At 66.2% G+C, this 26,936-nt stretch carries 22 protein-coding genes; 12 read left to right on the top strand and 10 right to left on the bottom strand.

All coding sequences use genetic code 11. The features are described from left to right. The first annotated feature begins 163 nt into the window (after positions 1–163). Complete coding sequence (locus J4O73_RS04855; protein WP_426215133.1) at positions 164–1,900, top strand: MFS transporter; 1,737 nt, start codon at positions 164–166, stop codon at positions 1,898–1,900. A 143-nt stretch (positions 1,901–2,043) separates the two neighbouring features. Here the strand turns inward: J4O73_RS04855 and purH are convergent, their stop codons facing one another. The 3 genes from purH to J4O73_RS04840 all read right to left on the bottom strand — a co-directional run bounded on the left by purH (position 2,044) and on the right by J4O73_RS04840 (position 6,536). Further along, entirely contained in the window at positions 2,044–3,642 is a 1,599-nt protein-coding gene (gene purH / locus J4O73_RS04850) for a bifunctional phosphoribosylaminoimidazolecarboxamide formyltransferase/IMP cyclohydrolase (protein ID WP_426215131.1), read from the bottom strand. A gap of 80 nt (positions 3,643–3,722) precedes the next feature. Further along, positions 3,723–5,480, bottom strand: coding sequence for a heparinase II/III family protein (locus tag J4O73_RS04845; RefSeq protein WP_426215129.1), 1,758 nt, complete (start codon positions 5,478–5,480; stop codon positions 3,723–3,725). Positions 5,481–5,603: 123 nt separating this feature from the next. Next, positions 5,604–6,536 (bottom strand): metal ABC transporter substrate-binding protein, encoded by a 933-nt coding sequence (locus tag J4O73_RS04840; protein ID WP_426215128.1) that lies wholly within the window; start codon positions 6,534–6,536, stop codon positions 5,604–5,606. A gap of 111 nt (positions 6,537–6,647) precedes the next feature. Between J4O73_RS04840 and J4O73_RS04835 the strand changes: the two genes are divergently transcribed. From J4O73_RS04835 to J4O73_RS04805, 7 genes are all read left to right on the top strand, one after another. After that, complete coding sequence (locus J4O73_RS04835) at positions 6,648–7,169, top strand: Spy/CpxP family protein refolding chaperone (protein ID WP_426215126.1); 522 nt, start codon at positions 6,648–6,650, stop codon at positions 7,167–7,169. 103 nt (positions 7,170–7,272) lie between these two features. Further along, on the top strand, positions 7,273–9,066 hold the full coding sequence (locus J4O73_RS04830) for an ABC transporter ATP-binding protein (protein WP_426215124.1): 1,794 nt from the start codon (positions 7,273–7,275) through the stop codon (positions 9,064–9,066). A gap of 127 nt (positions 9,067–9,193) precedes the next feature. Continuing rightward, complete coding sequence (locus tag J4O73_RS04825; protein ID WP_426215122.1) at positions 9,194–10,282, top strand: branched-chain amino acid aminotransferase; 1,089 nt, start codon at positions 9,194–9,196, stop codon at positions 10,280–10,282. Positions 10,283–10,506: 224 nt separating this feature from the next. After that, positions 10,507–11,292: a hypothetical protein gene (locus J4O73_RS04820; protein ID WP_426215120.1), complete on the top strand. Its 786-nt coding sequence runs from the start codon at positions 10,507–10,509 to the stop codon at positions 11,290–11,292. A 75-nt stretch (positions 11,293–11,367) separates the two neighbouring features. Continuing rightward, positions 11,368–12,021: an ABC transporter ATP-binding protein gene (locus J4O73_RS04815; RefSeq protein ID WP_426215118.1), complete on the top strand. Its 654-nt coding sequence runs from the start codon at positions 11,368–11,370 to the stop codon at positions 12,019–12,021. Between the two features lie 119 nt (positions 12,022–12,140). Further along, on the top strand, positions 12,141–13,382 hold the full coding sequence (locus tag J4O73_RS04810) for a capsule biosynthesis protein (RefSeq protein WP_426215116.1): 1,242 nt from the start codon (positions 12,141–12,143) through the stop codon (positions 13,380–13,382). Positions 13,383–13,508: 126 nt separating this feature from the next. Beyond that, positions 13,509–14,744 (top strand): hypothetical protein, encoded by a 1,236-nt coding sequence (locus tag J4O73_RS04805; RefSeq protein WP_426215114.1) that lies wholly within the window; start codon positions 13,509–13,511, stop codon positions 14,742–14,744. Positions 14,745–14,755: 11 nt separating this feature from the next. Here J4O73_RS04805 and J4O73_RS04800 read toward each other — a convergent pair whose 3' ends face one another. Next, positions 14,756–15,373 (bottom strand): hypothetical protein, encoded by a 618-nt coding sequence (locus J4O73_RS04800; protein WP_426215112.1) that lies wholly within the window; start codon positions 15,371–15,373, stop codon positions 14,756–14,758. Between the two features lie 141 nt (positions 15,374–15,514). On the opposite strand from J4O73_RS04800, the gene flhA reads away from it, so the two are divergent. Further along, the gene (gene flhA / locus J4O73_RS04795) at positions 15,515–17,659 is read left to right on the top strand and encodes a flagellar biosynthesis protein FlhA (protein WP_426215110.1); all 2,145 of its coding nucleotides are present in this window, start codon (positions 15,515–15,517) and stop codon (positions 17,657–17,659) included. 185 nt (positions 17,660–17,844) lie between these two features. On the opposite strand, the gene J4O73_RS04790 is transcribed toward flhA, so the two are convergent. The 3 genes from J4O73_RS04790 to fliI all read right to left on the bottom strand — a co-directional run bounded on the left by J4O73_RS04790 (position 17,845) and on the right by fliI (position 20,866). Next, positions 17,845–18,912, bottom strand: a complete 1,068-nt coding sequence (locus J4O73_RS04790; RefSeq protein ID WP_426215108.1) for a lysylphosphatidylglycerol synthase domain-containing protein — start codon at positions 18,910–18,912, stop codon at positions 17,845–17,847. Between the two features lie 134 nt (positions 18,913–19,046). Beyond that, positions 19,047–19,454, bottom strand: a complete 408-nt coding sequence (gene fliJ, locus J4O73_RS04785) for a flagellar export protein FliJ (RefSeq protein ID WP_426215106.1) — start codon at positions 19,452–19,454, stop codon at positions 19,047–19,049. A 59-nt stretch (positions 19,455–19,513) separates the two neighbouring features. Continuing rightward, on the bottom strand, positions 19,514–20,866 hold the full coding sequence (gene fliI / locus J4O73_RS04780) for a flagellar protein export ATPase FliI (protein WP_426215104.1): 1,353 nt from the start codon (positions 20,864–20,866) through the stop codon (positions 19,514–19,516). Positions 20,867–21,291: 425 nt separating this feature from the next. Between fliI and ctrA the strand changes: the two genes are divergently transcribed. Together ctrA and J4O73_RS04770 are read left to right on the top strand one after the other, a co-directional pair. Beyond that, the gene (gene ctrA, locus J4O73_RS04775) at positions 21,292–21,993 is read left to right on the top strand and encodes a response regulator transcription factor CtrA (protein WP_238250123.1); all 702 of its coding nucleotides are present in this window, start codon (positions 21,292–21,294) and stop codon (positions 21,991–21,993) included. A 524-nt stretch (positions 21,994–22,517) separates the two neighbouring features. After that, positions 22,518–23,363, top strand: a complete 846-nt coding sequence (locus J4O73_RS04770; protein ID WP_426215101.1) for an outer membrane protein — start codon at positions 22,518–22,520, stop codon at positions 23,361–23,363. A gap of 214 nt (positions 23,364–23,577) precedes the next feature. On the opposite strand, the gene J4O73_RS04765 is transcribed toward J4O73_RS04770, so the two are convergent. Together J4O73_RS04765 and cysS are read right to left on the bottom strand one after the other, a co-directional pair. Continuing rightward, positions 23,578–24,333: a trypsin-like serine protease gene (locus tag J4O73_RS04765; protein ID WP_426215099.1), complete on the bottom strand. Its 756-nt coding sequence runs from the start codon at positions 24,331–24,333 to the stop codon at positions 23,578–23,580. A 15-nt stretch (positions 24,334–24,348) separates the two neighbouring features. Further along, entirely contained in the window at positions 24,349–25,731 is a 1,383-nt protein-coding gene (gene cysS / locus J4O73_RS04760; protein ID WP_426215098.1) for a cysteine--tRNA ligase, read from the bottom strand. A 309-nt stretch (positions 25,732–26,040) separates the two neighbouring features. On the opposite strand from cysS, the gene J4O73_RS04755 reads away from it, so the two are divergent. Then, positions 26,041–26,385 (top strand): hypothetical protein, encoded by a 345-nt coding sequence (locus J4O73_RS04755; protein WP_426215096.1) that lies wholly within the window; start codon positions 26,041–26,043, stop codon positions 26,383–26,385. Positions 26,386–26,406: 21 nt separating this feature from the next. On the opposite strand, the gene J4O73_RS04750 is transcribed toward J4O73_RS04755, so the two are convergent. Beyond that, complete coding sequence (locus J4O73_RS04750; protein WP_426215095.1) at positions 26,407–26,922, bottom strand: CreA family protein; 516 nt, start codon at positions 26,920–26,922, stop codon at positions 26,407–26,409. Between the last annotated feature and the right edge of the window lie 14 nt (positions 26,923–26,936).

Raw genomic sequence — 26,936 nt, 5'->3', positions numbered from 1 at the left:
TGTTGATAGTTGCCGTTCACGAACGCTTTACCGGTTGGGCCGGGCGTTCCAATGAGGTAACGCATAACTGCCCTGCGCAAGAAGCAGGTCTACGCCGGGGTGAAAGGGACGGTCGAAACATCCGTTCCCTCCCGGCGGTGCGATACCTTGGGAGGACAAGAAAATGGCAGTGGCAACCGCGGTACCGCGGGCCGGAGAGACCGCCCGGCCGATGACGGCCGGCGAGAAGAAGGTCATCCTGGCCTCCTCGCTCGGTACCGTCTTCGAGTGGTACGACTTTTTCCTCTACGGCTCTCTCGCGACCGTGATCGGCGCGCAGTTCTTCTCGGCCTATCCGGAAGCCACGCGCAACATCTTCGCACTGCTCGCCTTCGCGGCGGGCTTCATCGTGCGGCCGTTCGGTGCGCTGGTGTTCGGCCGCCTCGGCGATCTCGTCGGGCGCAAGCACACCTTCCTCGTCACTATCCTGATCATGGGCATCTCGACCTTCGCGGTCGGCCTGCTGCCCTCCTACAACACCATGAACGCCTATGGCGTCGGCTGGATCGCGCCGGTGACGCTGCTCGTCCTGCGCATGCTCCAGGGCCTGGCGCTCGGTGGTGAGTATGGCGGCGCGGCGGTCTACGTGGCCGAGCACGCTCCGGTGGGCCGTCGCGGCTTCTACACGTCGTTCATCCAGGCGACGGCGACGCTGGGCCTCCTGCTGTCGCTGATCATCATCCTGTCGACGCAGGGCTACGTGAACAGCGCCTTCCCGGCGACCACGGTCACCAACGCCGACGGCACCACGACCACGCTCACCGCCTTCCAGGTCTGGGGCTGGCGTATCCCGTTCCTCGTCTCGGTGGCGCTGCTGGCGATCTCGGTCTGGATCCGCCTCCAGATGAGCGAAAGCCCGGCCTTCAAGAAGATGAAGGAAGAGGGCACGCACTCCAAGGCACCGCTGTCCGAGGCATTCGGTCAGTGGAAGAATGCCAAGTGGGCCCTTCTCGCGCTGCTCGGCCTCACCGCCGGTCAGGCCGTGGTCTGGTACACCGGTCAGTTCTACGCGCTGTTCTTCCTCCAGAGCATCCTGAAGGTCGATCAGTTTACTGCCAATGTCATGGTGGCGTGGTCGCTGATCGCCGTGACCGGCGGCTTCCTGGTCTTCGGCGCGCTCTCGGACAAGATCGGCCGCAAGCCGATCATCCTGGGCGGCTGCCTTCTGGCCGCGCTCACCTACTTCCCGCTGTTCAACATGCTGACCGCCAGCGCCAACCCGGCCCTGCACGCGGCTCAGGCGAACGTGCCGGTGGTGGTGAAGACCAACACGTCGGACTGCTCGTTCCAGTTCAATCCGGTCGGCACGGCCAAGTTCACGAAGGAGTGCGACATCGCCAAGGCGCTGCTCGCCCGCTCCGCCGTGAACTACACCACCGAGAACCAGTCGGCCGGCACGCCGACCGTGGTCACCGTCAAGGGGAAGGACTTCCCCGTGGCCGACCCGGCCTTCGCCAAGACGATCACGGCCGCTCTCACCGAGGCCGGCTACCCGTCGGCGGCGGCGAACCCGAGCGTGATCAAGGCGGCGCATCCGCTCGACATCTTCTCGGGCCAGAAGCTCGCGGTGATCGGAATCCTGTTCATCCTCGCGGTCTACGTGACGATGGTCTACGGCCCGATCGCCGCCGCGCTGGTGGAACTGTTCCCGACCCGGATCCGCTACACCTCGATGTCGCTGCCCTACCATATCGGCAACGGCTGGTTCGGCGGTCTCCTGCCCGCCACCGCCTTCGCGATGGTGGCCCAGACCGGCGATATCTACTACGGCCTCTGGTATCCGATCGTGATCGCGCTGTTCACCTTCGTGGTGGGCCTGATCTTCATCCCCGAGACCAAGGATCGGGACCTGATGGCCTGAGCCGGCTTCCCGGCGCGGTCACGCGCCGGGGATTTTCGCGCAACGTCATTGCGAGCGCAGCGAAGCAATCCAGGACAGCGGGACGTTTCAGGACGTCTCGTATCCCTGGATTGCTTCGTTTTCGCTCGCAGTGACTGCGGCGATCAGTGCCGGAAGTGCCGGTGTCCGGTGAACACCATCGCCAACCCCGCCGCATCGGCGGCGGCGATGACGTCGTTGTCCCGCATGGAGCCGCCCGGCTGGATCACCGCCGTAGCGCCCGCCTCGGCCGCCGCCATCAAGCCGTCGGCGAAGGGGAAGAAGGCGTCGGAGGCGACCACTGCCCCCTGGGCGAGGCTCTCGGCGAGGCCGAGCCGGTCCGCACCCTCGCGGGCCTTCCAGGCGGCGATGCGCGAGGAGTCGACCCGCGACATCTGCCCGGCGCCGATGCCCACCGTCGCGCCGCCCTTTGCGTAGACGATGGCGTTCGACTTCACGTGCTTGGCGACCCGATAGGCGAAGCGCATGTCGGTGGCCTCGGCCTCCGTGGGCGCCCGCTTGGTCACGACCTGGAATGGCATGTCATCGACGGTGACGGCATCGCGGCCCTGCACCAGCAGGCCGCCCGCGAGCGTGCGCACGGTCTCGCCGGGCGCATGGGGATCGGGCAATCCGCCCGCGAGCAGGAGACGCAGGTTCTTCTTGCCCGCGAGGATGGCGATGGCCTCCTCGGTGGCTTCGGGCGCGATGATGACCTCGGTGAAGATCTCCACGATCTTGCGCGCGGCCTCGGCATCGAGCGCCCGGTTGAGCGCGACGATGCCGCCGAAGGCCGAGACCGGATCGCAGGCGAGCGCACGCTCATACGCGTCGAGCAGGCTCGCCCCTTCGGCCACGCCACAGGGATTGGCGTGCTTCACGATCACCACCGCCGCCGTGCGAGCGGGGTCGAACTCCGCGACGCATTCGTAGGCCGCGTCCGTATCGTTGAAGTTGTTGAACGACAGTTCCTTGCCCTGAAGCTGGCGGGCCGTCGCCACGCCCGCGCGGGGAATGCCCGGCGCGCGGTAGAAAGCGGCGCTTTGGTGCGGGTTCTCGCCGTAGCGCAGCCCCTGGGCGAGGCTGCCGCCGAAGGCCCGGAAGGCCTGCGGCTCGTCCACCTCGAAGCGCGCGCCCATCCAGTTGCTGATGGCCGCGTCGTAGGCGGCGGTGCGGGTATAGGCCTTCTGCGCGAGACGGCGGCGAAGGGCGAAGCCGAGGGTGCCGTCTCCAGCCTCCAGCGCGGCGAGCACCGTTCCGTAATCGGCGACGTCGGTCACCACCGCCACATCGGCGTGGTTCTTGGCCGCCGCGCGGATCATCGCCGGGCCACCGATATCGATGTTCTCGATGCAGTCGTCCTCGGGCTTGTCGGCGGCGATCGTCGCCTCGAACGGGTAGAGGTTGACCACGAGCAGATCGATGGCGCCGATCCCGTGGGCGGCGAGCGCCGCCTGATGCTCGGGATTATCGCGAATCGCCAGGAGCCCGCCATGCACCGCCGGGTGCAGGGTCTTCACGCGCCCGTCCATCATCTCCGGGAAGCCGGTCAGGTCCGCGACCTCCACGACCGGGATCCCAGCCTCCTTCAGCGTCTTGAAGGTGCCGCCGGTGGAGACCAGCGCGATGCCGCGGCCATGGAGGGCGCGGGCGAAATCGACGAGGCCGGTCTTGTCGGAAACGGACAGGAGCGCGCGGGACACCCGCACGTGATCGTGGGTCATGGGAGCGTGCCGAATTTTTTATGGATTTCAGCGTCGCGGTTACACGGAAACGACGCGAACGGCCAGCCTCGGGCTCATCCTCAGCGGGCAGACGCCCCGGCGAGCCGTGCGAAAGTCCACCGTACCTCGGCCGAATCGGTCACGGCGAGGTAGAGAACGATCTGATCGGAGCGGCGCGGCCCGCTGAGCCCCGCGAAATACACGCTCTCCTCGATTCGCACCTCCGCCCCCTCGGCATCGAACAGCCAGACCTCGCCGAGCGCCGAGGCGAGCTCGATTCCGCCGGGGACATGGCGCACGGCAACCGCCGGGTGAATGTGGAACCGCACCGCCACGGAATGGCCCCGCGCGCGCCCCGGCAGGCGGGCCTTCGCACCCTTGCCCTGGCGCAAGAAGGCATCGTGCCCGTCGAGGCGCCCCTCTTCCGGAAGCAGGTGCCAGCGGCGCTCGTGGATCAGCCCGAATTCCTGCATGTAGCCGTCGTGCCGGGCGGCCAGGACGAGACCGTCCCCCTGTTCGACGCGCTCGGCCGCGACGTTCATCGGACCGCGCAGGACCACCGGCCCGAGGCGGCGACTGAGCCACGCGCTCATCCGCCGTTCCCACCACCAGCCGGATTTCACCACGAAGCGGCAGGAGGAGGCATCGTCCACCGTGGCAGTGGAATGAGCGGCGGTGGAACGGGCGAGCTGACGCAGGTCCGACCCGCTGGCGGGCAGGCCGCAATTCACGACGATCCGCTGCGGGCCGCTCGACATTTCGAAGGACAGGCACCCCGCCCCCGCTGCCACCGAGTAGGGCAGCGGCGCACAGGCGCCGACATCGGCGGTGAGGACGACGCGTCCCCCTTCCAGCCTCTCGTAGCCGGAATTCGGCGCATGCATCATCGGCCGCCCGAACGTATCGTCATAGACGAGCAGCGTGGCGAGATGATCGGCGTCGGTCGCCCCCATGCCGTTGAAATGGCTGAGGGACGCATCCGGGTGGCGCAGCAGCCGCAAGAGCGGCAGCATCCGGTCGATAGCCCGCAGCAGCGCGGAAGGCGGCTCGACCGAGCGGCTGAGGAAGGCCTGCCGCAGGGGCAGGAGATCGAGCAGGAGTTCGACGCAGAAGCGTGGGTTGCGCGAGAGATGGCCGCCATCGGCCAGGATCTGGCGTTCGAGTTCCCGCACCAGCACCCGCGTCGCCCGGCGCAGGATCGACTGGATCCCCTCGCAGCAGAGGCCCGCGTAACAGAGCGCCACCGCCGCGTTCAGCCGGAAGGGAGGGACCACGCCGCGCCGCAGATCGCGTTCGAGCTGCTGCGCGTTCCGGCCGATGGCCCGCAGGAAACTGTCGTAGAAGCCGTGATCGGCGCCTTCCAGCACGAGCGGCGACTGGCACAGGAACGAGATCAGCCGCCGCGCGGCCACGGGCGTCCGCCGCGCGAGCACCGGATCGCCCCGCCCCGCGATGAAATCGGAGACGAAGCTGCGGGCATTGGCGCGGGCCAAGGCCGTATCCGCTGCGCGCAGGTGGCGGAGCCAGCCGAAGCCGTACAACTCGTCCGCCCATTCCGGCGAAGGCGGCGCATAATCGAAGGGCGAGCCGCCACCCGCCGCGAGCGAGCGCCCGGCGAAGACGAAGAGGCCGGAATAGATGTCGTCGGCGAAGGTGGCGTCCGAGGTGCGCAGATCCTGCGGCGCGATCACGAGGGCGCCCACACGGACGCGCGCCAGGATCGCCGGCGGCGCACTCAGGCGCGCGACCGCGCCCCGCACTGTCCGTGCCACCTCACGCCCGACCAGGCGATAGAGGCGCCAGCGGTCAGGCCCCCAGCCATCAGGCCCCCAAGCCACGCGTTCTCCCATGACTTCGGGACCGGGAGACCTCGCGTCGAGGTTCGGCCGGTACCCTCCCGCCTCAAGGTAGGGCGGGCCTCTTAACCATTGGTTTACGCTGTGTCAGCCCATCCGGATCCGTCAGCGCGGCGCCAGGGCGGTCTCGAACGCCTTCACGTTGGAGGCGATCATCGCGAGATAGGTCGGGGCGGGACCGTCCGAGGGCGAGAGGGCGTCCGAATAGATCTCCCCGCCGATCCTTGCGCCGCTCTCGCGGGCGATGCGCTCCATCTGGCGCGGGTCGGTCACCGTTTCGAGAAACACCGCTGGGACCTTTTCCTTTCGGATCTGGGTGATGATCCGGGCTACGTCGCGAGGGCTCGCCTCGCTTTCGGTGGACAGGCCCTGCGGCGCCATGATCTTCAGGCCGTAGGCGGCCGCGAAATAGCCGAAGGCGTCGTGCGTGGTGATGAGCCGTCTGTTCTCCGCCGGGATCCGCGAGAGAGCCGCCCGCACGTCCCGGTCGAGCGCATCGAGCTTGGCGCTGTAGTCGGCTGCGGCACTGGCGTAGTCGGTGGCATGGGCCGGATCGACCTTCGCCAGCCCGTCGCGGATATTGGCCACGTAGGTCTTCACATTGGCCACGCTCTGCCACGCATGCGGGTCCACCGCGCCATGGCCGTGATCGGCATGGCCATGCGGATCGGCTTCCTCGATCGTCGGCACGCCGTTGCTGGCGGTGACGACCGGCGCCTTCGTACCGGACGCGCGGATCAGCCGCTCGATCCAGCCTTCGAGGCCGAGGCCGTTGACGACCACGAGATCGGCGCCGGCCAACTTGCGCGCATCGCCCGGCGACGGGCTGAAGCTGTGCACGTCGGAGCCCGGCCCCACCAGCGTCGAGACCTCGACATGGCGCCCGCCAACCTCTCGCACCAGATCGCCGAGAATCGAGAAGGTCGCCACCGCGCGTACCGGGCCCTCCCCGGCAATAGCCGAGGCCCCGGCCCAGAGACACACGGCGATCACAGCCGCCACACGCACGATCCCGCCCAACCCGCACCTCCATGCCATGGCGGGCTCATAATGTAACATTATTACATACACAAGGCGGATACATCGCGAGCGCCAGATCGGAACCGGAAACGCGTTCACGCGCGTCTCCCGAACCACGAGGAGATCACCATGTCCCGTCGCACCACCGCCCTGCTCGCCACCGGCCTCGTCGGCCTCGGGCTCGCGGGTGCTGCCTGGGCGCACGACAGACACCCCGGCGGCCCGCACGGTCGCTGGAGCGCCCTGACGCCGGAAGACCGCGCCGCCTTCGCCGATGCCCGGATCGCCGCGATTCATGCCGGCCTGAAACTCACGCCTGATCAGGAGAAGCTGTGGCCGCCCGTCGAGGCCGCGATGCGCGACATGGCCAAGATGCGCCAGCAACGTCACGCCGCCATGGAGAACCGGCCGCGCTTCGCCGACGACGCCCCCGCCGCCCTCCGGTCCATGGCCGACATGGCGTCTGCCCGCGCCGATGCCCTGCGCAAACTCGCGGACGCGACGCAGCCGCTCTACGCGAGCCTCGATCAGGACCAGAAGCGTCGCGCGCTGGTTCTGTCGCGTCCGATGGGACCGATGGGCGGGCCGGGCTGGCGCCATCACCATCACGATCGCGACCACGAGGATGGGCCGGAGGGCGAGGACCGCTGAGTCGGCTTTCGAGCGGAATGGCTTGATCCGCGGCGGCGGGGGCGTCACACCGCCTCCGCCGCCCCAATCCGGGGCCGGCGATCAGGATCGAACCGGACTCTTCATGGCACGCCTGCCGGGCGACACGGCCCCCCTGCTCGTCCGGCTGTGGCGGGAATGGCTCTCCCCCCACCGCGCGGTCCTCGCCATCGTGCTTGGGTTGATCGCGGTGGTCGGCGCCTCGACAGGGCTCTACCCGGCGCTGATCAAGGCGGCCTTCGACGCCTTCGACCGCAAGGATGCGGCGGCCATCGCTTATGGCCCCCTCGTCGTCGTGCTGGTGACGTCGCTGCGCGGCTTCGCGCTCTACGGCCAGACGATCCTGACGAACCGCGTCGTCACGCGCGTCGAGGCGGACATGCAGGCCGCCCTCTACGGCCACCTCATCGATTCCGATCTCGCTCAGCTCGGCCGGGAGAGCCCCGCCGCCCTGACCCAGCGCTTCACCACGGATTTCGCCTTCATCAAGGAGGCGCTGACCCGCATCTCCACCGTGCTCCTGCGCGACGTCGCGATGCTGATCGGCCTCGTCGCCGCCCTGCTCTGGATGGACCCGATCCTCACCCTGGTCGCGGCGGTGACCGTGCCCTTCGTGGCGGGCCCGATCGGCAAGATCGGCAAGAAGCTGCGCCGCGTCTCCACCTCGACGCAGGAGCAGATGGGCGCCACCGCGAGCCTCATTTCCGAGAGCCTGCAGGGCGCCCGCGTCGCCAAGACCTTCGCGATGGAGGGCTACCTGAAAGGCCGCACGGCGGAAGCGCTCGACGAGGTGCGCCGCCTCAAGATGAAGGCCGCCAATGCGCGCGGGCGGCTCGATCCTCTGCTCGAAATCGGCGGCGGGCTCGCGGTGGCCGTGGTTCTGGTCCTCGTCGGTCAGCGGGTGTTGAACGGAGACCGTACGGTCGGCGATTTTACCGGCTACGTGGCGGCGTTGCTGCTCGCGGCTCAGCCCGCGCGGGCGCTCGGCAACCTCAACGCGATCCTGCAGGAGGCCGCCGCTGCCCTGCGCCGCTACTTCGACCTGATGGATGAAGCCCCCACGATCCGCGAGGCCTCCGGTGCCACGCCCCTGAGGGTGACGAAGGGCGAGATCCGGTTCGAAGGCGTACGCTTCCGCTACCGCGCCGACGCGCCTGCTCTCGAAGGCATCGATCTCGTGGCCCCGGCGGGCAGCGTGACCGCCCTGGTCGGCCGGTCCGGCTCGGGGAAATCGAGCCTGCTCAACCTCGTGCCCCGGCTCTACGACGTGAATGCGGGCCGGGTGACGATCGACGGGCAGGACGTGCGCGGGGTGACGCTTGCATCCCTACGGGCCGCCGTCGCCGTCGTATCCCAGGACGTCGTGCTGTTCGACGACACCATCGCCGCCAATATCGGCTTCGGACGACCCGGCGCATCGCAGGACGAGATCGAGGCGGCGGCCCAGGCGGCGGCGGCGCACGGTTTCGTCTCGGCGCTGCCGGGGGCTTACGGGTTCCGCGTCGGCCCGGGGGGCGGAAAACTATCGGGTGGGGAGCGGCAGCGGATCGCCCTGGCCCGCGCTTTCCTGAAGGACGCGCCGATTCTCCTGCTCGATGAGGCGACCTCGGCCCTCGATTCCGAATCGGAGCGGCTGGTGCAGGAGGCGCTGAGCCGCCTGATGCACGGGCGTACAACGCTCGTCATCGCCCACCGCCTCTCCACCGTCCGCGATGCCGGGCTGATCGCGGTCATGGAAGCGGGCCGCGTCATCGAAACCGGCGACCATGACGAGCTCGTCGCGATGGGCGGGGCCTATGCCCGCCTGCGGCAGTTGCAACTCAGCGACGATCCGGTGCGTCGGGAGGACAGTGGCGTCCTGGCTCAGAGCACGCCATAAGGCTTGGGATGTGCTCCCCGCCGCCGCGACCGCCCGTGCCGCGCGGGCGAGCGCGCCGGAACAAGGGTTCCGAGCCGAACGGGTCCGTGATGGGGCCAAGCGCGGCTCGGACCGAGAGGACCTGACCGTGAGCGACCTGACGTTCGAGATCGAGAGCAACCCGGCCCCCCGCTCCACCGAAGACCGCGCGGCCCTGATGGCCAATCCGGGCTTCGGCAAGGTGTTCACCGACCACATGGCCATCGCCCGCTACAGCGCGGAGCGCGGCTGGCACGATGCGCGAATCACCGCGCGGGCGCCCATTCCCCTCGATCCGGCAGCGGCGGTGCTGCACTACGCGCAGGAAATCTTCGAGGGCCTCAAGGCCTACCGCACCGCCGACGGCGGGGCTGCCCTGTTCCGGCCCGAGGCCAATGCCAAGCGGTTCTGCAGCTCGGCCGAGCGCATGGCGATGATGCCCTTCCCCGAGAAGGCCTTCATCGACGCGCAGCGCAAGCTCGTCGAGATCGACCGCGCCTGGATCCCCGACTCGCCGGATGGCAGCCTGTATCTGCGCCCCTTCATGATCGCCAACGAGGTGTTCCTGGGGGTGAAGCCCGCCACCGAATATCTGTTCATCACCATCGCCTCGGCGGTCGGTTCCTACTTCAAGGATCCGAACGGCACCGTCACCGTGTGGCTCTCGGAGCATTACACCCGCGCGGCGCCAGGCGGCACCGGCGCGGCCAAGTGCGGCGGCAACTACGCGTCGAGCCTCGCCGCGCAGGCCGAGGCCGCGAGCAAGGGCTGCGAGCAGGTGGTGTTTCTCGACGCGGCCGAGCGCCGTTACGTCGAGGAATTGGGCGGCATGAACGTGTTCTTCGTGTTCGAGGACGGCTCGCTGCTGACCCCGCCGCTGTCGGACAGCATCCTGCCGGGCATCACGCGCGATTCGATCATCACCCTGGCCCGTGAGGCCGGAATGACCGTGCGCGAGGAGCCCTATGCCATCGATCAGTGGCGCGAGGATGTGCGCTCCGGCCGCCAGACCGAGGCTTTCGCCTGCGGAACGGCGGCGGTGATCACACCCATCGGCAAGGTGCGTGGCCGCGAGGACGATTTCGCCATCGGCAACGCCGTTGCCGGGCCGGTCGCCCGCAAGCTCCGTAGCATGCTGGTCGATATCCAGCGCGGCAACACCAACGATTCCCACGGCTGGTTTCAGAAGGTGTTCTGAGCGGCTTCGGCCGCCATTCCATCTCCGTCGTCATTGCGCCCCCGGGCGGAGCCATGACGACGGAGGGGCCGGACCAGCAAACAATTTTAGATTGTAAGTATTATCTCCTTCATTTCACAAATTGTATTTGTATTACAATTCAATAATTCAGTTTTGACCGGAAACATTTAGCGCTAAACGCTTCCATGCCAGCGGCCAAAGCCGCCCGCCATGGAGAGGGTTTGATGCTGCTGCCGACCTCGGCGCTTCGGTCGATGAAGGTGATGTTTGCGACGCCTTGCTACATCTCGGCGGTGTCGATGAACTACGTCACCAGCATGTACGGGCTGGCCTATGCTTGCGCGCAGAACGGCATGACGACGATGCTGGCGATGCGCAGCGAAAGTCTGATTACCCGGGCCCGAAACCGGATCGTCAAGGAGTTCCTTGCGGACGAGTCGCTGACCCATCTGTTCTGGATCGACTCCGACATCGCCTTCACGCCGGACGCCGTCTTCCGGACCTTACTGGCGGACCGGGACATCGCCTCCGGCGTCTACCCGTTGAAGACCAACAACTGGCCGGCGGGGGGACTACCGGCGGGGATGACCTACGCCGATTATCAGCGCTGCTACACGAACTACGCCTTCAACCCGATCGGCCAGGGCACGGAACCGCTTCAACCCTACATCGACGAAGACGGCTTCATCGAGGTCGCGGAGGCGACGACGGGCTTCATGGCGATCAAGCGGGAGGTGTTTATCCGCATGATGAAACACTACCCCGAATTGAACTACGTACCGGATGGGCGCCAGCAGGACCCCCTCGCCCATCTCTACTGGCTCTTCTTCGATTGCATGCTCGACCCGGATTCGCGCCGGTACCTTTCGGAGGATTATGCCTTTTGCCGTCGCTGGCGCGACATGGGCGGGAAGGTCTATGCCGACTTGGAGTCCCGGCTCGATCATCTCGGCCAGCACACCTATGTCGGCGACTTCGGCGCCAGCCTCCGGGCTCAGGGTCATCTCTGAAGAACGAAGCGCAATCCTCAGATTCGCCTCTTTCCTGCGGCAGGGCTCGACCCGATCGGCACGGAGGCTCTCTCGTTGATCCGCTTCGAGAACGTCACGAAGGTCTACAAGACGGACGGCCACCGCCGCACCATCCTGGAACAGGCATCCTTCACCCTGAAGCCCGGCATCTCCTACGGCATTCTGGGCATCAACGGCGCGGGTAAGTCGACCACCATGCGGCTCATCGCCGGCACGGAAGAGCCGACGCGCGGGCTGGTGAAGCGTGGCCTGCGCGTATCCTGGCCGCTTGGGTTCGGCGGCGGCTTCCACCCGCAGATGACGGGCCGCGACAACGTCAAGTTCATCGCCCGCATCTATGGCGAGGATCCCAAGCGCGTGCTCGACTTCGTGGAGGACTTCTCCGAACTCGGCAGCTACCTCGACGTGCCGATCCGGACCTATTCTTCCGGCATGAATGCCCGCCTCGCCTTCGGGATGAGCATGGCGATTCCGTTCGACTGCTATCTGATCGACGAGGTGACCTCGGTCGGCGATGGGCGTTTCTCCCGGCGCTGCGAGGAGGTATTCTCCCAACGCCGCAAGCATGCCGACGTGATCATGATCTCGCACTCGATGGAGGTGATCCGGTCGTGGTGCACGCAAGGCATCGTGCTGCTGAATGGCCGCGCCATCGTCTACGAGGACGTGAACGACGCCATTGAAGTCTATCACCGCCTTAACGCCTGACGCTGTACACACGCGCCGACATTGTTTTGCCGTCAGGCACTGGCATGTCCCACCCGGCGCTGGTGACGATGGCCGACTGAGGTCGGCACCGGACGTTCGGACAGATCGGGAATCGCTCGATGAACATGGAGATCGGCAAGCCTGAGGGCAAGCCGCTCACGCCGGCCGACCGGCAGCAGCAGATCGCGGAATCGCTTCGGCAATTCGCGCGCATGTCGCGCTTCGCCGACCGGCGGAAGGGCATCCGGTCGTACCAGACTCACGTCAAGAGCGACCCGTGGGTTCCGGTCCTGTTCGTGATCTGCTTCATCCTGCCGACCCTGGCGGGCGCCATCTATTACGGCCTGATCGCGTCCGACCGCTACGTGACCGAAGCGCGTTTCGCGATCCGCCCCGCCATCGGCGCCGTCGAGAAGGCGACACCGGATTCCGTCGGCACCAATTCCGGCGTGGCCTCGCAGATGGTCGCCCAGGACACGCTGATCACCTTCGCCTACATCCATAGCCGCCCGATGGTGGAGGTCCTCGAGAAGCAGCTTCCGATCCGCGAATGGTTCGGCCGCGATAGCATCGACTTCCTGTCCCGGTTCGACACCGAGAAGCCGATCGAGAAATTCCTGAAATATTGGAAGCAACGGGTGGATGTGGAGGTCGAATCCGGCTCCGGCATCATGAGCCTGACTGTCGAGGCGTTCGACCCAGACGAATCGCTCTCCATCGCCAAAGCCGTCCTCAAGGAGTCGGAGAGGATGGTCAACGAGTTGAGCACGACCGCGCGCAATGACGCCTTGGCCGAGAGCAACCGCGAGCTGAAGCTGGCGGACGAGCGCCTGCGGAAGGTCAGCGTCGCCGTCCGTGACCTTCGCAACCGCGAGGGCGTCCTCGATGCGCAGAAGAGCAACGAAGCCAACCTGAAAGTCGTCTCGGAATTGCGCGCGGGTCGTATCAACCTCGCGATACAATTGGCCATCGGCCAGCGCGACCTCGGGCCGGAGTCCCGCCGCATCATGGATCTCAAGCAGCAGATTCGTGACATCGACGACAACATCGCGCGGATCGAGAAGGCGAGCGCCACGCAGGACCCTGAGCAGAAGCGCGTGTTGTCAGAGGCGCTCACCCGCTTCGAGGCCCTGGAGAACGAACGCAAGAACGCGACGAAATATTACGAGCAGGTGCTGAGCGCCCATGAGCGGGCCCGCATCATCGCCGCGCGACAGGTCGAATTCTTCAGCCCCATCGTGCAGCCGGTTCGAGCAGAATCCTCGACCCAGCCGCGCCGTATCCTGATGATCAGCCTGATCACGGCCGGAGCGGCGTTGTTCTTTGCCACCGCCCTGTTCGTGCGCAAGGCCATGGAATAATCGAAGGGCAGCAAGACCCAAACTTGAAGGGCAGACGCCGCACGCTTACACTACTGTCGGCAATACTACAGTAAAGTTGCAGTATTAATATACACAACTTGCTGGTGCAGACGACGGTGAAGCGAGATGAGCGCCAGCGAAGAGGCTGTCTGCGTCGCGATCAATGACAACGATCGCGCGTGGTACGAGATGCTGGTGCCCTTCATCCTCTCGCTTCGGCGGAGCGATTTTCAAGGCCACATCGCGGTCATTGGGTTCGGGCTATCCCAGCGCAAGATCGATATTCTGCGTGAGCAGGCCATCAACGTCCTGGTGGCCGAGGAAGAGTCTCTGCCGGTCGGGCGCTACCTCGAGGTGGCGCGGATCTGCGATCTCAATCCCGGACTGAAGAAGATCGCGCTCTACGATGCCGACATCTGGTTCCCGGCACGCACGTTCGATCTGTTCTCACTGGTCGAAGGCGACACCATCTTCGCTTGCACTGATGCTTGGTTCTCCGACTTCATTACAAACCCGTTGATCGGGCCGAACAGCCAAGCCCATTCGCGGATGGTCCGCGATGAAGTTGCGAACCTCTACGGTAGCGCCCTCCAGGCAGGCCTGATCGCCGGCTCGAGGCAGGCTTGGCGGGACTTCGCGGCACATGTCCGCGAATGCCTCGGCCGGATCGGGACCGATTTTCGTGCGATCTACGGCCTGGACACGACCATATTGCATCTATGGGGCGCGAAAGAACGCGTGACGCTGCTGCCGGACACGCAGAATTTCGTCACGAAGAACGGCGTGAAGGAGGGAATAGACGCACATTGCAATGTCACGCTGTCTTCCGCGTCGGGTCCGATCCGTGGCCTGCACATGACGACGGACATCCGCTTCCTGAATTGCTGGCGCTTCTACAATATCCATAGCAGCGAGGCGCTAGGCGCCGCGGCTCCCTTCGCTCTGTCGGCATCCGAGGTGTCGCCCCTCCCGGCCGTGCCGCCCCAGGTCGAGGGAGCGGCGGCGGAAATGGGACTCGAGATCGTCGCCATCGCCAGCGAGGAGAGCGCGCGTTGGCAGGCTTTCCAGGACGGCGAAAACCTCACAGTCATCGCTGCGGGCAATCACCAGATCCGGCTTCGAACGGCGAGGGAGTTCACGCCGTTGGTGATCACCGTGATGTATCTGTCGGGCCATCCGGCACCCGTCCGGGCATGGATCGAATCCGCCGGACAGGTCTTGGTGATCGGCCGGAACATGATGCAGGCCGTTTTCCTCCCCGCGCCGCCGGGAACGGAGCTCTCGCTCCATTCCGAAAGCCTGCCGGGGCAGGACTGCACGATCGTGTGGAAGCTCTCAGATCGTGACGCCATGCGGCAGTAGCGCGGCCATTCTTAGGGCCGGTTGCCGCCGAAGACTTGATGAGGCCCGTTCTCGGCATCCTGTCCACTGGTACCGCCGGTCCAGCCCTCGGCGCGCCAGCCCTCGGCCCGCTCGTCGAGATCGATCGAGCCGGATTCCCGTAAGGCCGAGATCACCTGCTCGGCGCGCCCCTCGTCGCTTCGCACGGTCACAAGGGTCCCACCCCGTCGGACGCCTTCGGCATAGGCGGCCGCCTCGGCCTCGGTCATACCGGCGCCCGTCAATCCGCCGACGAGTCCCCCCGCAGCCGCGCCGATCCCCGCCCCGGTCAGGGCTGAGACGAGCCAGCCTGCCGCGACGACCGGACCGATGCCGGGCACGGCAAGCATACCGAGACCGGCGAGCAAACCCGCCCCGCCGCCGATGATGCCGCCGACCGCAGCGCCCGTACCCGCCGTCCCGGCGGCATTGGCCTCAGCCTCTCCGGCAATGGGAGCGGCTCCCGGCGCGGAGACGTCGGGGGCGTCCGGCGAACGGGTCGCGAGAATCGCGATGTCGGCATGGGGAATGCCGAGGGCTTCCAGACGCTCGATGGCGGTCTGCGCTTCCGCGTAGCGCTCGAACAGGGCGGTGACGGCGCGTTCCGGCATGATGCCTCCTTCGGGTCTTGCCCGGTCAAGCGCCGGGCGCCGGGCCGGTTCCGGCCAGAAAGCATTCGGTTAACGCGCCGCTAACCATCCGCCCGGCAAATCTTGCCGGGTGTTTGCGGGCGAGGCCCGGCGGGGGACGGAATGAGCGAGGCGGCCACGCCCACGGGCGGGGGACTCAGCGGCACCGCGGCGATGCTCGGGCAGATCGGGCTGCCGACCCGCAGCGATCTGCACGCACTGTCGAAGCGGTCCGACCTGCTGTTCGCGACCGGCGTGCTCGGCATCCTCGCGGTGCTGATCTTCCCGTTGCCGTCGATGCTCCTCGACCTGCTGCTCGCGGTGTCGATCATCATGTCGGTGCTGATCATGATGGTCGGCCTGTCGATCGACAATCCGCTCGAGTTCACGGTCTTCCCGACCCTGCTGCTCATCGCGACGATGTTGCGGCTCGCCCTGAACCTCGCCTCCACGAGGCTGATTCTCGGGCACGGGCACGAGGGCACGGCCGCAGCCGGTCACGTCATCGAGGCGTTCGGCCATTTCGTGATGGGCGGCAATTTCGTGATCGGGATCATCGTGTTCGCGATCCTGATCATCGTGAACTTCGTCGTCATCACCAAAGGTTCGGGCCGTATCGCGGAGGTGGCGGCGCGCTTCACCCTCGATGCCATGCCCGGCAAGCAGATGGCCATCGATGCCGACCTGTCGGCCGGTCTGATCGACGAGAAGGTCGCCAAGGCTCGCCGTGCCGCCTTGGAAGAGGAATCGTCCTTCTTCGGTGCGATGGACGGTGCCTCGAAATTCGTGCGCGGCGACGCGGTGGCGGCGCTGCTCATCACCTTCATCAACGTCATCGGCGGCATCATCATCGGCGTCGCGCAGCAGAGCATGAGCTTCGGCGACGCGGCCAAGAGCTACACGCTGCTCACCATCGGCGACGGTCTCGCAAGCCAGGTTCCGGCGCTGATCGTCTCGACGGCAGCGGGCATTCTCGTCTCGAAGGCGGGCGTGCGGGGGGCGGCCGACAAGGCGATGGGCAAGCAATTGGCCCATTACCCGAAGGCGCTCGGCATGTCGGCGGCGGTGATGCTGCTGATCGGCCTCCTGCCGGGCATGCCCATCCTGCCCTTCCTGCTGCTCGGCGGCGGGGCGGGCTACGCGGCCTGGAAGCTCAACAGGGAGGCCAAGGTCGCTCCGGTCATGGATGCCGAGGGCAAGCCGGTCGAAGCCGCGCCGGGCGCGCCCGCGAAGGAGGAGACCGTCACCGACCTCCTGAAGCTCGACGATCTCAAGCTCGAGATGGGCTACGCCCTGCTGCCCCTGGTGAACGGCGAGGGACAGGACCGGCTCACCGATCAGATCAAGGCCTTGCGTCGACAGCTCGCGGCGGAACTCGGCTTCGTCATGCCCTCCGTCCGCATCCTCGACAACGTCCAGCTCGATGCCAATTCCTATGTGGTGCGGGTGAAGGAGATCGAGGCCGGCACCGGCAAGATCTTCCCCGGCCAGTTCATGGCGATGGACCCGATGGGCGGTCAGGTGCAGCTGCCGGGCCAGCACATGCTGGAGCCGACCTTCGGCCTGCCCGCCACCTGGATCGACGCCTCCCTGCGCGACGATGCGCAGCTGAAGGGCTACACCGTGGTCGATGCTGCGACCGTGGTCTCGACGCATCTCACCGAGGTCATCAAGGCGCACGTCTCCGAGCTTTTGAACCACGTCGAGGTCCAGAAGCTGATGCGCGAATTGCCGAAGGAGCACGGCGAGCTTCTGAAGGAGGTCTGTCCCTCGCAGATCTCGACCACCGGCATTCAGCGCGTGCTGCAATTCCTGCTGGCGGAGCGTGTCTCGATCCGCGACCTGGGCACGATCGTCGAGGGGATCGCCGAGGTCGCCGGAGCCGTGAAGAACCCGCGCGACGTGGTCGAGCATGTCCGCGCCCGCCTCGGCCGCCAGATCTGCGCGCAGTATCAGGGACCGGACGGGGCTCTGCCGATCGTCACATTGTCCCCTGCCTGGGAGCAGGCCTTCGCGGAATCCATCGTGGGGGAGCGCGAGGAGCGTTACCTCGCGATGCAGCCCTCGAAGCTGTCGGAATTCGTCAATCTCGTGCGGGACCGCTTCGAGACGGCGGCGCGATTGGGTGAAATGCCGGTCCTCGTCACCTCGGCCCAGTCGCGTCCGTTCGTCCGTTCGATCATCGAACGCTTCCGCCGCGAGACGCCGGTGATGAGCCAAGCGGAGATCCACCCTCGCGCAAGGCTGCGGACGGTGGGCTCGATCTAGCGCCGTATCCGACCCATTTGGCTGACTTGCCTCCGTCTTTGCGAGCGTAGCGAAGCAATGACGAACGGGGATCCATCAACGGGAAGGGCTCAACTCGGTCGGCCACCGTTTTGAAACGCAGCGAAGCGGCCCGGGGGACCGGACCGCTTCGACACGTTCGATTGGGAGAGGCGTGGGGACCGGTCTCAGACCGCCTTGCGCTTCAGGTCCCGCTCCAGTTCGTGGGCATCGAGGCCGGGCACCGTCACAGGCGCGTCCGGCACGGGCTTCGGTGCGTGCGGGTGAGCGGCCGTGCCGATGGCAGCCGCGAGGCGGGCGCGCTCGAAGGCCACCACCACGACGATCGAGATTAGCGCAGGGATCCAGAAGTAGAAGATGCGGAACACGATCACCGCCGCGATGATCGCGTCCTTCTGCGCCGCGTCGGTGATGTTCATCGCCGTGATGAACACGATCTCGAACACGCCGAGACCGCCGGGCGCGTGAGAGGCGAGCGCCACCGAGAACGAGGCGAGGAAGATCGCCAGGACGGGGATGAAGCCGGGGTTCATCGCATCCGGCAGGGCGAAATAGATGATGCCCGCCGCGCCGAGGAGTTCGAGCGGGGCCGCCACGAGCTGCCGCACCATGATCCCAGGACGGGGATATTCGAGCTTGAACGAGCGGATGTGCAGGGGGCGCAGATGCAGGATCGAGCCCGCCGCATAGAGCGCGACGAAGCCGAGCATGCCCGCGCCGACGATGTAAGCGGTCTTCGGATCGGTGAGGAAGCCCGGCAGCTTGCCGTCGAGGCGGCTCAGTAGCTGCGGGTCGATGACCAGGGTGATGCCGCCGAGCAGCACCGTGCCGAGAAAGAAGGTGAACGAGCAGAGGGCGACGAGCACCGCCACCTGTGCCGCCGTGAGGCCTTTGGCCGTGTACGCGCGGTAGCGAACCAGGGCGCCGGAGAAGACCGAGGCGCCGATATTGTGGGACAGGGCGTAGGTCGTGAAGGAGCAGAGCGAGACGAACAGCCACGAAATGTGGCGCACCCCGAGATGCAGCAGCGCGATCCGGTCGTACCAAGCCAGCGCTGCATAGGCGACGAGGGTCGAAAGGGCCGCCAGCATGATCCGGTGCGGCGGAATCGCAAGGATTGCGTTGCCGATCGCCGAGATCGAGGTGGTCTTCAGCTCCTGATACAGGAAATAGCCGGAGATCACGACGGCCGCGAGGCCGATAAGCGGCCAGATAAACTCGCTGAGCTTCTTCATGGATAAGGACGCCTTGGGAATGGCCCCTGATGCGCCACTATCCGGCGCGCCGCAACCCGGTGGGACCCGGTTGCCGGCGCGCTCACATGTCATTCGATCGTGACGGTTTCGTGCACGCTGGCACGACGCCGACTTCAGGCGCGGGCGCGGTTCAGCCCGATGCCGTCCATGGCCGCCTGATCGCGGGCGTTCTCGGCCGCGCGCTCGGCGGACCGTTCGCGGTCGTCGAGGATTTCGACCTTCTTCAGCTCTTCGAAGGCTTCGCCGAGTTCGGCCTTGGCCTCGGCCAACTGGCCTTCGAGGGCCTGGGCCGATTGGCGCATGTTGTCCCGCCGGGTCGCGGCCGCGCGGGCATAGGTCGGGTAGGCGAAGTGACCAACATCGGTGATCCCGGCGCGGGACTCCTCCAGGGCGACTTCCCGATCAAGTTCGGTCGCCATGCGGTTGAAGTCCGCCATCATCATCTCGATCTGAGTCACGCGGCGACGCTTCTCATCGACCTGAAAGCGACGCAGGCGAATCAGCGTATCACGCGATTTCATGGGGGGACGCTCACTCCACGCGGTGCGCGCCGGCCATTGCCGCCCGATGCGCGACGAACTCAGGCTCCCCCGACGATCTGGGCGAGCCGTGCGTAACCATCGCCGATGGACGTTGCTTCTTCCTTACCTTGCCCCAGAAAAGCCTCAAGATCTGGCATGAGCGCCACCGCCTCATCGACCTCTTGAGACGAGCCCGCGCGGTAGGCGCCGAGGCGGATCAGCTCCTCCATGTCGGCGTAGGTCGAGAGCACACGGCGCGCCCGCCTCACCACCGGCAGGAAGGCCGGATCGCAGGAGCGCGGCATGGTGCGCGACACGGAGCGCAGCACATTGATCGCCGGATAGCGCCCGCGCTCGGCGATCGACCGCTCCATCACGATATGGCCGTCGAGGATGCCACGCACGGCATCGGCCACCGGCTCGTTGTGATCGTCACCCTCCACCAGAACCGTGAACAGCGCCGAGATCGTGCCCGCGCCGGTTCCCGGCCCCGCCCTTTCGAGCAGGCGCGGCAATTCGGAGAAGACGGTCGGCGTGTAGCCCTTGGCGGTGGGTGGTTCGCCCGCCGCGAGCCCGATGTCGCGCTGGGCCATGGCGAAGCGGGTGATCGAGTCGATCATACACAGCACGCGCGCGCCTTGATCGCGGAAGTGCTCGGCCACCGACAGGGTGACGTAGGCGGCGTTCCGGCGCATCAGCGCGGGCTCGTCGGACGTGGCCACCACCACGACGGAGCGCGCGAGACCCGCCGCGCCGAGATCGTCCTGCAGGAACTCCTGAACCTCGCGCCCGCGCTCGCCCACGAGTCCGATGACGGCGACATCCGCTGCCGTGTAGCGCGCGAGCATGGAGAGCAGCACGGACTTGCCGACGCCGCTGCCCGCGAAGATGCCCATGCGCTGGCCGGCGCACATGGTGAGGAAGGTGTTGATGCAGCGGATACCGAGATCGAGCGGTGCGCCGACCCGCTGCCTTGCATGGGCGGGGGGAGGATCCGCCCGCAGCGGATAGATCTGCGGCCCCTGCGGTAAGGGCCCGAGCCCGTCCACCGGCCGACCCAGGGCATCGATGACCCGGCCGAGCCACTCGCCTGTGGGGCGGATCGCGCCCGCGGCCTCATCGCGGACATAGGCCGGGCAACCCCTTCGAACCCCATCGAGGGAGCCGAATGGCATGGCGAGCGCCCGCTCACCCTGAAAGCCGATGATCTCGCAGGGAATGACGCCCTGCCCGCCCGCACCTTCGATATCGAGCCGCCCGCCGAGCCGCATTGCCGCGACCGGCCCGGCCACCTCGATCAGGAGCCCCCGGATCGCCACGACCCGGCCGTAGGTTTCCAGCGCTTCGACCCGCGCGACCCCGTCGAGAGCCGACGACAAATTCGTCACGGATCTTGCCGGCTCGTTCGCCAACGCACCCCTCCTCAACGGTTCGTTTACCCGCCTCCTTAACACTGCGGTCATCGGGCTTGTAGCGGCCTGATGCCGGGAGGCTCGTCCGCCTTTGCTCGCTCGCAATGCCGAGGGGGTGTGGCAGGCGGGTGACGCCCTCGCAGCGGATCGTTACGGCCGAAGTACTTAGATGCGTATCGCAGGCGAAACACGCTGCGATCGAGGGGGCGTTTGCGCGTCTCGCCACCGACGCCGGGGGAAATTTCTCCGGTCAAGCTGGCCGATTGCGAAAGTATGAGCTTGCGGGCGGGAATCAGGTTTTGTTAACGATTAACTCATAGCGTTTCACGTCAAGTGCGGTGGGGCGCCTGTCCACAGGCCGGTGGCAGGCTGTCAACGGGGACGTGTGCGCGCGCTGTTACGGCCGGCTGGGCTGGGGACCGACGATGCGGGTACTTCTGATCGAGGACGACAGCGCGACCGCGCAAAGCATCGAATTGATGCTGAAGTCCGAGAACTTCAACACGTACACGACAGATCTTGGCGAGGAAGGGATAGACCTCGGCAAGCTGTACGACTACGACATCATCCTCCTTGACCTGAACCTGCCCGACATGTCAGGTTACGAGGTGCTTCGCAACCTCCGCGTCGCGAAGGTGAAGACCCCGATCCTCATCCTCTCCGGCCTCGCCGGCATCGAGGACAAGGTGAAGGGTCTCGGCTTCGGCGCCGACGACTATCTCACCAAGCCCTTCCACAAAGATGAACTCGTGGCGCGCATCCACGCCATCGTCCGCCGGTCGAAGGGCCATGCCCAGTCGGTCATCACCACCGGCGACCTGATCGTGAACCTCGATCAGAAGACGGTGGAGGTCGGCGGCGCACGCGTCCACCTGACCGGCAAGGAGTACCAGATGCTGGAACTCCTCTCCCTGCGGAAGGGCACGACCCTGACCAAGGAGATGTTCCTGAACCATCTCTATGGCGGCATGGACGAGCCCGAGCTGAAGATCATCGACGTCTTCATCTGCAAGCTGCGCAAGAAGCTGGCCAATGCCAGCCAGGGCAAGAACTACATCGAAACCGTCTGGGGCCGCGGCTATGTGCTGCGCGAGCCGATGGACGGCGAGGAGCGTATGGCGGTCTGATCCGCCTCGAAGGTCCAGCCCCCTTCGAACCCCGTCGGCCTCGGCCGGCGGGGTTTTTCGTTTTGGCTGCCCCGCCACGACGTCCCGCAGCGACGTCTTGCCTGCAGCATGATCCGAGGAAACTCGGAGCAGCCCCCTTCCACCATCATGGCGAGCGGAGGGCGCAATCTGGGGAGCCGCCCCCCAGGCTTAGGCCCGCAGCCATGATCGTTCGGCTCCGCCCGCGATCAAGACGCGGCGGCATCGATCAACCGACACCGAAACCGCGCGAGTCGATCGGCTCAACAATAACAGCTCAGGTATATGCACGAGACAACCGATCTTGTTCGATCGAATGATCGAATATGATCTTATCTAATCAAATTATGTATTTTCTGGCTCAATGCGGATGTTTTTGTCTCATATATATTTGTATTCGTATATTTTGTATCGACATTTGTTGCATATTTGCGACATATCAGACCAAGAACTGTCGTATAAATCCAATATTGTTGGCTATAATGCCGATATTGGAGGTTGCATACATGAAAACACTTACAATTTCAGCTTTCGTGGCGGCATTTTCAGCTACAACAACTTATGCGGGCGATCTTCCGCGCAGACCCATTCCTTCTGAGCAGGTCGGGGTCCCCAACCCGATCTTCAACTGGTCCGGTCCTTACGTCGGCATGAATGCCGGATATGCGCAGGGTGGCGATACCCTCAAGGATCTCGGGTCTCCCACTGTCGTGTCGGCGCTCGGGACCAACAGGGTCAATCTCGAGAGCGAGGGTTTCACCGGGGGCGCCCAGGTTGGCTACAATTACCAGCTCAGGCCGGGCGACGGCTTCGTGGTGGGCATCGAGGGCGACGCGCAACATGTCGGCCTACAACGCATGCGCAACCTGCAATCCACGCCCGAGATTCCAGCCAATAACGCCTCCGGGTTTGGCTTCACGGACCGCAATAATTCTGTAGCCACATCAACCACCAACGGCCTTTACACGATCCGTGGCCGTGTCGGCTTTGCGTTCGATCGCTTCCTCGTCTACGGGACGGGTGGCGTAGCCTTCGGCGATATCCGTACGCGCGGCGCCTATACGTCCGAAGAGCTCACCTACCAAGATCACGTCTTGGTCAGGAGCCATCCGGACACACAGCAAAGCTTCCGCCTGCGCAGCATTCAGACTGGCTATGCGGCCGGTGGCGGCATCGAGTATGCGCTTCCGCAGCAGGAAAAGACCGCCCAGGCCGTCACGATACGGGTCGAGTACCTGTACTACGACCTCGGTCAACGGACCATCGTCGTGAACAATGGCTTCAGGCCCAAGGCGACCACCCATGGGGACTTGGTCCGGGCAGGCGTGAACTTCAAGTTTGGCGAGCTCTGATACGGGGCTCTCAACGAACCGGGGATCGGGGCGCTCACCGCGCGGCTTGCCGCACGGGGGTGCCCCGTCCTCGCATGAGGTCGCACGCTGATCCCGTCGAAGGACCGATGGCGCGACCTCTCAAAGAGAATGCCCCGCGCCCGTGACTTGGCGGCGAGTTCAGTGACAAACGACTGTCTGCCAACTCCGCGGACCTAGCCTGGCAGACCGCGTTTCACCGCATTCCCGGTCCCGAAAAAACCTGTGCAGCAGGGGCGACGATGACGTAGCTACCGCAGGGCGCTGTCTTGGAGATCACGGCGCTCGCCACACCCCAGACATAGGTGCCGCCCCGATCCGTCGCGACGACGGGGCCGCCCGAATCGCCGAGGCAGATTCGTCCGCCGCCATCGACCCGGGCGATGGTGAGACCGGTGCTGGTGGAGGCGACGGGGGTGAGGCCTGCCGTGCGCAACCTGCCGACGCCGGTCCGGGACAGGCCCGCCCCCGCGAAACGAAGATGCTTGGGCACCCGGCTTGGATCACTGGCGATCGACACCGGCCGTTGCCCCTTCACCGGCTCGGTCAGCCGAAGCACCGCGAGGTCGACGGAGAGATCTTCCAGGGTGATGCCCGTGGCCGCGTTCGGCAGCATCTCGCCGGGATCGGGGCTGTATCGTGCCGCGACCTTCGCGGTGTAGACCGGACGGACGGGGTTGCCGCCCTTGAAGAACACGACGAGCGCGCCGAGCGGATCGCCGTTCACGCAATGGGCCGCCGTCAGCACGAGATCGGGCGAGACGAGGACTCCGGAACAGCGGGTGAGCTTCAGCGCCTCCTCCGGTTGGGTGATCGTCCCCAGGCCGACCGTGGCCTGAGCGAGGGCATCGCCCCCCGCCACGGATCCACCGTCGATGGCGTGGCCAGGCGTGGCGGCGAAGACCGCCATGGCCGCCGCGACTAGGAGGCGGCCCCTACCGACGATGCGCAAATGCGTGCTCCGTGCCTAACCGCCGACCGTCCAGGTCGTGGTGCCGTCCTTGTTGTCCTTCACCGACACGCCCATCGCGGCGAGCGCGTCGCGGGCGCGATCCGAGGCCGCCCAATCCTTGGCCGCCCGCGCATCCTTGCGCGCGGCGATCAGCGCCTCGACCGCGGCGACGTCGATGCCGGAGGCGGCGACGCGCGAGTCCTCACGCTCGGATTGGGTCTGGTTCAGGAACCCGAAGAGGTTCGCCGCCGCCCGCAGATCCTCGGGCGAAGACAGCTTGTGCAGCTCAGCAATGGCCGCCGGGGTGTTGAGGTCGTCGAGGAGAGGCGCGAGCACGCTCCCGGGCATGGCGGCCGATGGCGTGGCGTCTCCGGCCGAGGCGTACCAGCGGTCCAGCATCTTGCCGGATTCCTCCAGGCCCCGCACCGTCCAGTCGATCGGCTGGCGGTACTGCGTCTTGAGCATGTTGAGGCGCACGACTTCGCCCGGCCAGTCGTTCAGCACCTGCCGGATGGTGATGAAGTTGCCGAGGGACTTCGACATCTTCTCGCCCTCGACCTGCAGGAAGCCGTTGTGCATCCACACATTGGCCATGACCGGCGTGCCGAAGCAGCAGCGCGACTGCGCCACCTCGTTCTCGTGATGGGGGAAGATCAGGTCGATCCCGCCCGCATGGATGTCAAAGGTCTGGCCGAGGTGCTTGGCCGACATGGCCGAGCATTCGATATGCCAGCCGGGCCGCCCCGGCGAAGCGATGCCGCAAGGCGAAGGCCAGGACGGTTCGCCGGGCTTCGAGGGCTTCCACAGCACGAAATCGAGCGGCGAGCGCTTGTAGGGCGCCACCTCGACCCGCGCACCCGCCTCCATCTCGTCGAGGGGGCGCTTCGAGAGACGGCCGTAATCGGGCATGGACGGCACGTCGAACAGCACGTGCCCGTCCGCCGCATAGGCATGACCGGCGGCGACGAGGCCCTCGATCATCGCCACCATCTCGGCGATGTGATCGGTGGCACGCGGCTCGATGAAGCGCGGCGGCTGGCCCGGCGTGTTCACATCCTCGGGCATGAGGATGCCGAGATCACGCACATCCTGATGGAATTGCGCCAGGGTGCCGTCGGTCAGCTCGCGAATGGTGATCCCGCGTTCGGCCGCACGCGCGTTGATCTTGTCGTCCACGTCCGTGACGTTGCGCGCATAGGTGACGTGGTCCGGCCCGTAGAGGTGTCTCAGCAGCCGGAACAGCAGATCGAAAACGACGATGGGCCGGGCATTGCCGATATGGGCGGCGTCGTAGACCGTCGGCCCGCAGGCGTAGAGGCGCACGTTCGCGGGGTCGATCGGCGCAAAGGCGTCCTTCCGGCCGGTCAGCGTGTTGTAGAGCCGCAACATCGGCGCCATGAAACCCGTTCCTTCCAGCCGCCCCCGCCCGGCGGCCGATCTCCAAAACGCTTTGTCCCCCTAGGGGACTGGGCCGCCTTCCGGCGACGGCGCGGCGAAACCGTGGCAACCGGCCGGGCGCGGCCGGGCTGCCTGTTGCACCGCCGCGACGGTGCTCGGCGCCCGATGGGGCTAACGCAAATGCGTGAGGATTTCGAGAACGGAGAAACACGGGCAGGCCCCACGAGGGCATAAGGGTTCCTTAACCCTCCTCCCCGACCGTTCCTTCAGCGATCGTCACGTCACCCATCCCGTGACCGAGGACATTTCATGCGACGCACGGCTGCCGGATCTATTGCCTTCGTTGTGCTGACGGCTCTCTGCCTCAGCCAAGCCCAAGCGGGCGGCGACGGCGAGACGCCCCGCGTGGCGGCGAACCATGTCGAGAAGACCTTCCTCATCCCGTCCAGCGATGGCTACGGCGTGGCCGATTGCCTGACTTCGCCGGGCAGCGAGTGCGGACAGGTCGTCGCCAATGCGTGGTGCGAAGCGCAGGGCTTCGCCTCGGCGGGCTCCTATGGCACCGCCGCCGCCGACGAATATACCGGCGCCATCGCGCAGCCGGCCACGCCGAAGCCGGCCGACCGCCCGATCCGCATCACCTGCCAGGATTGAGCCGGTCGCCCGGCTCACGCCTCACTTCACGAAGTCTGAGCACTTGGCGGCAGGCTCCGTGCCCCAGGGCGCCAGCGGCACCGCCGAGGTCGAGTTCTTCGGCGAACCCTGGATCACCTTATCGGAATAGACCATGTAGATCAGCGTGTTGCGCGCCGCATCGCAGCCGCGGACGATCTGCATCGACTTAAAGATCAGCGAGCGGCGCTCGCTGAACACCACCTCGCCCTGCTTCAACTTTTCCTTGAATTGCACAGGCCCGGTCTGGCGGCAGGCCAGCGAGATGTCCGACACATCCTCGGCCATGCCGAGGGTGCCCTTGATGCCACCCTTCTCGGGCTGCGTGTACCAGCAGGCCACACCCGAAACGGACGGATCGTCGATGCCGTAGACGACGAGCTTGTCGTTGGGCGTCAGCGGACGCCACACCGTTGATTTGTCGAAGATCCTGTCCGGATCCTGGGCCAGAGCCGGGGCGGCCACCGAGGCCGTCAGGGCGGCGGCGAGGCCGATCCGGGTGAGACTGCGAAACAACATAAGCGGTCAATTCC

The organism is Methylobacterium sp. NFXW15 (genome assembly GCF_049887755.1).
Classification (GTDB): Bacteria; Pseudomonadota; Alphaproteobacteria; order Rhizobiales; family Beijerinckiaceae; genus Methylobacterium.
Note: the sequence above shows the minus strand (reverse complement) of the source record. Positions and strands in the feature narration are given on the sequence as shown.

Bases quoted from the DNA above. Each gene is read 5' to 3' on its own strand.
- J4O73_RS04855 (WP_426215133.1), top strand. From the start codon at position 164: ATGGCAGTGGCAACCGCGGTACCGCGGGCCGGAGAGACCGCCCGGCCG.
- purH (WP_426215131.1), bottom strand. From the start codon at position 3,642: ATGACCCACGATCACGTGCGGGTGTCCCGCGCGCTCCTGTCCGTTTCC.
- J4O73_RS04840 (WP_426215128.1), bottom strand. From the start codon at position 6,536: ATGGCATGGAGGTGCGGGTTGGGCGGGATCGTGCGTGTGGCGGCTGTG.
- J4O73_RS04835 (WP_426215126.1), top strand. From the start codon at position 6,648: ATGTCCCGTCGCACCACCGCCCTGCTCGCCACCGGCCTCGTCGGCCTC.
- J4O73_RS04830 (WP_426215124.1), top strand. From the start codon at position 7,273: ATGGCACGCCTGCCGGGCGACACGGCCCCCCTGCTCGTCCGGCTGTGG.
- J4O73_RS04820 (WP_426215120.1), top strand. From the start codon at position 10,507: ATGCTGCTGCCGACCTCGGCGCTTCGGTCGATGAAGGTGATGTTTGCG.
- J4O73_RS04810 (WP_426215116.1), top strand. From the start codon at position 12,141: ATGAACATGGAGATCGGCAAGCCTGAGGGCAAGCCGCTCACGCCGGCC.
- J4O73_RS04805 (WP_426215114.1), top strand. From the start codon at position 13,509: ATGAGCGCCAGCGAAGAGGCTGTCTGCGTCGCGATCAATGACAACGAT.
- J4O73_RS04800 (WP_426215112.1), bottom strand. From the start codon at position 15,373: ATGCCGGAACGCGCCGTCACCGCCCTGTTCGAGCGCTACGCGGAAGCG.
- flhA (WP_426215110.1), top strand. From the start codon at position 15,515: ATGAGCGAGGCGGCCACGCCCACGGGCGGGGGACTCAGCGGCACCGCG.
- J4O73_RS04790 (WP_426215108.1), bottom strand. From the start codon at position 18,912: ATGAAGAAGCTCAGCGAGTTTATCTGGCCGCTTATCGGCCTCGCGGCC.
- fliJ (WP_426215106.1), bottom strand. From the start codon at position 19,454: ATGAAATCGCGTGATACGCTGATTCGCCTGCGTCGCTTTCAGGTCGAT.
- ctrA (WP_238250123.1), top strand. From the start codon at position 21,292: ATGCGGGTACTTCTGATCGAGGACGACAGCGCGACCGCGCAAAGCATC.
- J4O73_RS04770 (WP_426215101.1), top strand. From the start codon at position 22,518: ATGAAAACACTTACAATTTCAGCTTTCGTGGCGGCATTTTCAGCTACA.
- cysS (WP_426215098.1), bottom strand. From the start codon at position 25,731: ATGGCGCCGATGTTGCGGCTCTACAACACGCTGACCGGCCGGAAGGAC.
- J4O73_RS04755 (WP_426215096.1), top strand. From the start codon at position 26,041: ATGCGACGCACGGCTGCCGGATCTATTGCCTTCGTTGTGCTGACGGCT.
- J4O73_RS04750 (WP_426215095.1), bottom strand. From the start codon at position 26,922: ATGTTGTTTCGCAGTCTCACCCGGATCGGCCTCGCCGCCGCCCTGACG.